Genomic DNA, 6,795 nt, shown 5'->3' with positions numbered 1-6,795 from the left:
TTTGTCAACACCATAAGTCTACTCTTTTTTAGTTTTTTGTTGATTCCCTATACAAATCTAAAAAATCTGTAGACTTTTTTATTTATCCTTCTCCAGACACACTTTTGGGAACAGTATCTAAAAGAGTGGATGGCAATAAATTACTAACAATATTCTATTTTCACAAATTAAACGCAATCTTTCCACCTTGCATCCAACACTCCAGCAAACAATTCCATCTTTCTCTTGGAAATACTCAATCGTGTTGCCATTTCTCTCCATCCTTTTACAACTTCAATTACCTCAAAAATAATCTTTTCTGCTATTTTGCGATTAAGCATATAATCTTCGCAAGTATCAAGCAAAATCCCCAGTTCTGCCTTATTGATGGTCGATGAAACAAGCAGACTCTAATACTCATTCAAAGTAGGATTCATATTGTATGCCGGAGAAAGTGTCCAGCCTTTTGCAGTCAAAAGAGAACCATGATTGCAGAAATGGTCATCGCTATTACCAATGCAGATATTCAAGCCACACGGTGATAGAGTTCCCGCAAATTGCGTTCTAATAATAGACATGTCCTGTTGCTGCATTATCTCCATCTTTCAGTCCCTAACAAAGTCATTGCTGATGTAAAATGAATCCGTTTACCTTCTTGTGTTCTATCAAAACGCTTTGATGTAGTATTTCTCTCCTGTAGTCTGTATCTTTGTTGTTGCCGCATCTATACCAGCCTTGATGCAAGCAAGTGCCTGGAATGCTCCTAAAGTCCTACATCGCAATCATCTTTACGAGAAGAGAACTTAGCTATACGAAGCGTTTTATCTGTATCTATTACACTTGCTTTAGGTCTTGTACCCCTCCCCAATAAGGAACCGGGCTGCACGAGTTGTGCAACCTATTTCCTGTCAGGCAGGACATTTTCTTCTTCGCATTTCTCAATTTTCGCACTAACCTAACTGCAATCAACTCCTTTATATCCGTCAGAGGTGGAATTTTCAACGACACGCTTACATTTATAAATCCTCCGTCTTTTGACTACTTGAAACGGGATGCACCCATTCGGGAAAAATCATCAATTCCACTCAAAAAATCAAAGGAAGACAATCCATGTACCGATCGCCGTTCTTCCATCACTGCAATCTGTTCATGTCGCAACAACAGCGTTCGGCCCAAACAATCAGACAAGCATCCGAAAAACATCCGAATATATCTTTCTCCGGTTACGTATATTGCTATCCTGGATAATTATTGAGATCATCACTCAAGAACAAATCTCTGTGTTTTTTCAACCACTCATTGCTAATAGTAAAGCAATAGCTGTCTGAATCACGAAGAGATTCATAGCCTAACTCGCCAACAAATCCTGTTTCCTTGAACCAATCAAAATCAACATAAATTTCATCATTTCCTCCTCTTTTGATACACATACCCTAATCTTCAAACTCAAATCCTGCAAAGTTTTCCCAACTTATCTTCTTCGGCCAGCCACAGAATATCATCGTCATGTAAAGCATACAGCACTCGCAAATAGATTCCGATTGCTACTGTCGATACACCTTTTTTCTATTCGGGACACAGTCAATAGAGAACCGGTGGTACATTCAGTCTTTTGAACCATATTCAAATTCATGCGCAAGCGAGCCAGTTTAATCTATTCTCCCTCAACCGACACTTACTGCACCAACTTTCGGGGCAACTTAGTTCCCATTGTATTCTTTAACATTTTAACTTATCATATAATATGTAATTATACTACTTTTTATCTATTTAAATGTATTATAGGTGAAAAATCGCAAGAATATAAAATATTATATTTAAGACTCATCCAGTTATGACGTATATTTGCACTCGAGGAGATGACAGGTTCGTCCAAAGGCGTGACCGTCGCATAAGTTCGCAGCCATAAGTACATCCGCAACATAGGCACTGGTGGTACTGTAAGGACCAGCTACCAATCTCCAGCGAGATCCTTTTTCAAGCGATTCTTCCTGAGCTGGAAATCTCTCTCCAATGCGCAAATCCGCTCATAGAACGAGCTTGCTCTCTCAGGCTAGTAAACGAATCCTCGGCTCCTATGCCAAACTCACCAATTCTAACCTATAACCTATAGGTTGTGTATTGCGGCAGTTCTGCAGCAGCCAACCCTCCAATTCTCGATGGGGTCGAGGCTCCTGCAAACGCTACTATCACTCTTAGTGCCAGTGCGATGACTCTGCAGCCTGCAAGCATTTCTTCTTCTATAGCCAACATCAGACTCATCATTCAAGCTTCTGTTCCTCAGGGTAACGGTATTACTAGATCTTAAGTAAGGCTGCTTCATTCGCAGTTCCTTACACTTCTGTAGCCACTGCAATTAACCTCAAGGCCGCTTACGATACAAAGAACGGCACACCTACCGCTGCTGCTCCGATGGTCTTCTTCAAATGGTCCTACGTCAACACCGTTACCGGTGAAAAGTCTGACGAAATAATGGGTTACGCAAAACTCGCAGAGTAAGTCTAAACCTATGAAACGCTTCCACCTCAGCAGCAATGCGAGGTCGGAAGTTTTTTCGTATACGATATCGCTTTTATGACCGATTCTATCAATCATGTCGTGCTATTGTCTTAAATTTGTATGTTAATTCATCATCTATATCTATGACCGAGAAACAAATACAAAACTATATTTGGGAAAAGCGTGAAAACTTTGCCGACTTGTTGGTGACGCCTCAATTCTCAAAAGTAAAATTTGAGAATCCGACATATGCCTCTCCCTCGGATGTTTTATACAATATGGTCATTGACCGTTACAAAAAATTGTGGGAGACAATGAGCGACATCGGTTTCTTTGGTTGCGAAGTGTCACTAACCGAGGAAGGACAATCTACGATGAGGGCGGACTTCCTTGCTAATCGATGCGGTGATGATGGAATTGTTGTCATTGAGTTGAAAAAGTCAGATCAGACAGCACGTGAAGCATATACTGAGTTGCTCGCGTATGGCAGTTATTTGCGAACCAAATTTACGCCAATGTCTGGAGGTGACATTATCTATGTTCTCATTTCACCAGTAGGCGAAAGAATCGTCGAACAGGCCACAATCAACACACTTATTTATGACAACAATAAAGTGTGTTTGCTCATTCCAAAATATGAAGATGATGATATTAATACTTTAAAATTAGAGCTCTGGATTCCAGATAAAAAAGTGTTTGAGGATTTAAGTTACTCATGTTTCAATAGAGAAAATATTTCGGTCAGTAAGATTGTGTGGGAGTCTCTTCCTGACGAATGGTCTCCAAAGCCTGGGAAAAAGCCAACACCCGAAATGTATAAACGCCTCAATAAAGTTTCTTCTATTGCAGCTCTACTTATGGAAGAAAGAGGCATTCATGGTTTTGTCTACTGCGCACAGTTAATTCCGGAATTCGCAAAAACAGGTTTCGACATGAATGCTATTGTCCTTGCCGGAGTTAATCCCTACAAAGTGACTCGTGAAAGATTCTTATCAGATATTACACATAACTGCACAAAAAAGCCTGCTAATAGGATCAATAAGCTTGGAGTGAATATGCTCGATATTCTGCCTTCGCTTGCATCGAAGGCGAGTAGCATTAATACAGACGAGAACTATCTTGAGAATCTTGAAGAAACATGGGCAAGTAAACTTGACGAAATCGGGTTTGAGGTCCCTAACTTCCTGACACAGACATTTGAAAGAGACTATGTTTCAAAAGAACATTGTGATTTTACGTGGGAGACTCTTCTTGATAACGACGAAGATTATTTGAGCGACAATTTGGATATTCATTTAACTGGAATATTCAGACAGTTATTCTTTGAATATGCACGTATTGATTACGAGTACATTAGAACACATTCCGCCAAAGAACTTGAAGAATTCCCTGCTTACCAGGAAGGCGGTATTCCATATGAATTTATTGATATGGTGAATTCACAAAACTATGTACGCCTGTTTATTGAAAGACTTGCAAATCCATTCTTACTTGACGACGATTTTTTGGAAGAAGTAAAAACGGCCAAGTTCAAACACAGTTTATTAAAAAATAGCAAAGATGACGAATAACAATTTACAAATGACGCTCGCAGAGTATTTCTGGAAAGCTTCGCAGCAAATTGTGATGTTGACTCCCAATAAAGCTCTTAATCCGGATATTGAAGGTTGGGGAAGCGGCTTCTTATTGATGTATAAAGGCCATCGATTTTTGGTCACATGTGATCACAATGTTCATATGGAGGACGACTATAGCGAAGGCGAACGTAAGGGCATTGATTATGGCGTTGGTATTATTTGCAATTATTCAGATCCGAGCAATCCATTAAGTATGAGGCTAATAACAGCGTCTGGTTTTATTTATTACGATGTGTTCGATATTAATATGCCAGAATTAACAGAATTGAAGGATGTGACTTTTGCAGAACTAAAGAATGACTTTATGTTGCCTATTCTCACAGATAGATTGTATGGCTACGATGGTTCAATATGGGTGCACGAAGGAGAACTGAAACTGTTTATCAACGCCGATCTCACCGCTGATTTGGATATCAGCAAAGAATATGTGATTACCGGATGCATTAGGAATAAGATTAGTGGAATAGTAATGAACAGGACAAACACTTTCAGGGAAAGAATCACATATACAGGTACTCAATGCTTGGGGTTAAGCGTATTGGAAAATCCCTCAAATGTGATACTATCTGATTGGGAGGGCCTTAGTGGTTCTCCTGTATTTAATGAAGATGGTAATTTGGTTGGAATGCTTAATGAAGTTGTAGATGGCAAACAATCTTTATATGTAACACCTATTAAAAGCATACTAAAATTGATTGATTACTATCTGGCAGTCGAAGAATGCTCTACTAATAGGGACAAGTGATAATGTCGATAACATTCTAGAGATTCGTTATTTTACTGCTTCATTTTCACATTGTTTATTTCAATAATGTTTGTACCACAAAACATGGCAAAATATCATAGCTAATTGATATTTCGAACTATATTTCGACTGTAATGCTTTAAATGTACCCTAATTATACAGGCACTGCTGGTTAACGGGGAAAGTACATTTGATTCCGCTATAGGTGGTACATTTCAAAGTGCTATAAACGGTGGTTTCCTCGAGATGGTCGCAAACGGTTTGACGATGCATTGTGATAATGGCAATACCACGGGGCCCATGGCAAATATAAAAACGACAGAGACAGACATCATAGTTATTATCCACGAGTTTTCACGCGGGACATCACTACGCGAAATGGAACGTAAACTGAAACTCAGTCGCACATCTTTGAAGAACTATTAAGATCGTGCAGAAGCATCCGGAAGAAGTATATAGATCTCCTTGCCTTGAACGATACGTAACTGCAGACAATCATGCTAAAAAGCGAGGAGCATCGCAGCAGAAACACCGACAGATATGCCTTCATGTAGGAGAACATTGAAGACTATGCAAAGGATATGACGCACAAGCACATGACATATAACATATATGAAGAGTATAGACAAATATGGTTACAGTTCAAGGCGATCCCTGGAATACGAAAAGAATCATGACTACAAGTACCATAATGTACACGAACCTGACCGTAAAATACAGTTCGACTTTGCAAGTGACAATCGATAAAGATACAGGAGAAATGATTAAAGCGATTGTGGCTGTCTGTGCTCTACCATACTCAATATCTCAGCTATGTGACTGCATTGCCAAATGCAAAGATGGAATATTTCCTTCAGGCACTATCAAGAGCTGTGATACTTTGATGATGTAGCCGGGATCTCAAAGACAAACAACATGCGTCAGTGGATATAGAAGACGGACCGTTATGAGCCGACTCTGAATGAAGCTGCTAGTCAGTGGTGCCTTTACAACGGGACCGAGCTGGACGACAAGAGGCAAAGGTCGCCTTGTCAGTCAGACATTCAGATACTACTACAGTCGCATCTGTCTCGATGCCTTCTTTTCTTATGACGAACTCAACAACGGTAGTATTGCATTCAGTGTGTATGGAATGAACCTTCAGACTTCTTAGTTTTGCAAATATATTATACGTTACTCCATTGGCAGGCATGCCTGTCAATGAGCGTTTCTATTCATCAGGGAACAGATTCCTGTCAAAGTCGATTTTTAGAACCTGCCTCAGGGAAGACTTCTTATCCATAGTTGTCTTTCCCATAAACAGTATGACCTATTCCTCATTAGACATAGCCACGTGCATCCTCATAACTCTCCAGAAGTCACTCTGCAACAGCTATTTCCAGTTTGAGGTGTAGATCATAGACTGGGTGCAGTGGTCGTAGTTCAGATAAGTGAAATACGCCTTGTAGGAAGCGTCCTCACAGCGTCTCCTTATACTTCTGTAATACCTGCCACATTTGGCACAGAATCGCTGCCCCTCGTCCCAGGCCGGGTCCACGGCATAGTTCCAGTCTCCCGTACGGAAGACCTGTCTCAGGTCGTCAGCAAGATCTATAACCGGAAATCAGGAATACATTAAAATCGGCAACAATCGCACATTTTTCCTTGGATTCGGTACCTTTACTTTATCCCTGTATTCATACACGCTCATTAAAAAAGTCAAAATAAGGGAAAGGAATAAATGAGATAACTATCTTTACAAATCCGCCAACAATATCCGTGAGTCGCCTGTTCTCAGGAAAATAACTTCAAGATATCCGTTTCACATCAAGATTCAAATTTTGTCGAGTCGTTAAATTCTTGTAATTTTCGTAAAATTTACGGACTAATTTCACGAAGCAATATGAAAAAAGACTTTGGATCGAAGAGCTGGCTCTACCCGATGCCTGTACTGAT

The 6,795-nt window shown here is 40.0% G+C and carries 2 protein-coding genes and 2 pseudogenes; 2 read left to right on the top strand and 2 right to left on the bottom strand.

Annotated features, from left to right (window positions below):
• Positions 1-167 precede the first annotated feature (167 nt).
• A pseudogene (locus B5G16_RS12255) lies at positions 168-1,409 on the bottom strand (type II toxin-antitoxin system HipA family toxin).
• Positions 1,394-1,654, bottom strand: a pseudogene (locus tag B5G16_RS12935) (transcriptional regulator); the annotation flags it as partial. The pseudogenes B5G16_RS12935 and B5G16_RS12255, both read right to left, overlap by 16 nt.
• A 967-nt stretch (positions 1,655-2,621) precedes the next feature.
• Here B5G16_RS12935 and B5G16_RS12245 point away from each other — a divergent pair.
• Both B5G16_RS12245 and B5G16_RS12240 read left to right on the top strand, forming a co-directional pair.
• Positions 2,622-4,049 (top strand): hypothetical protein, encoded by a 1,428-nt coding sequence (locus tag B5G16_RS12245; RefSeq protein WP_143260908.1) that lies wholly within the window; start codon positions 2,622-2,624, stop codon positions 4,047-4,049.
• Positions 4,039-4,860, top strand: a complete 822-nt coding sequence (locus tag B5G16_RS12240) for a hypothetical protein (protein WP_239406115.1) — start codon at positions 4,039-4,041, stop codon at positions 4,858-4,860. Before B5G16_RS12245 ends, B5G16_RS12240 begins: the two co-directional genes overlap by 11 nt.
• The last annotated feature ends 1,935 nt before the right edge of the window (positions 4,861-6,795 follow it).

This window comes from Alistipes sp. An66, assembly GCF_002161445.1.
GTDB classification, from domain to species: domain Bacteria; phylum Bacteroidota; class Bacteroidia; order Bacteroidales; family Rikenellaceae; genus Alistipes; species Alistipes cottocaccae.
The sequence above is the reverse complement of the archived record's forward strand: the minus strand, read 5'-3'. Positions and strand labels throughout refer to the sequence as shown.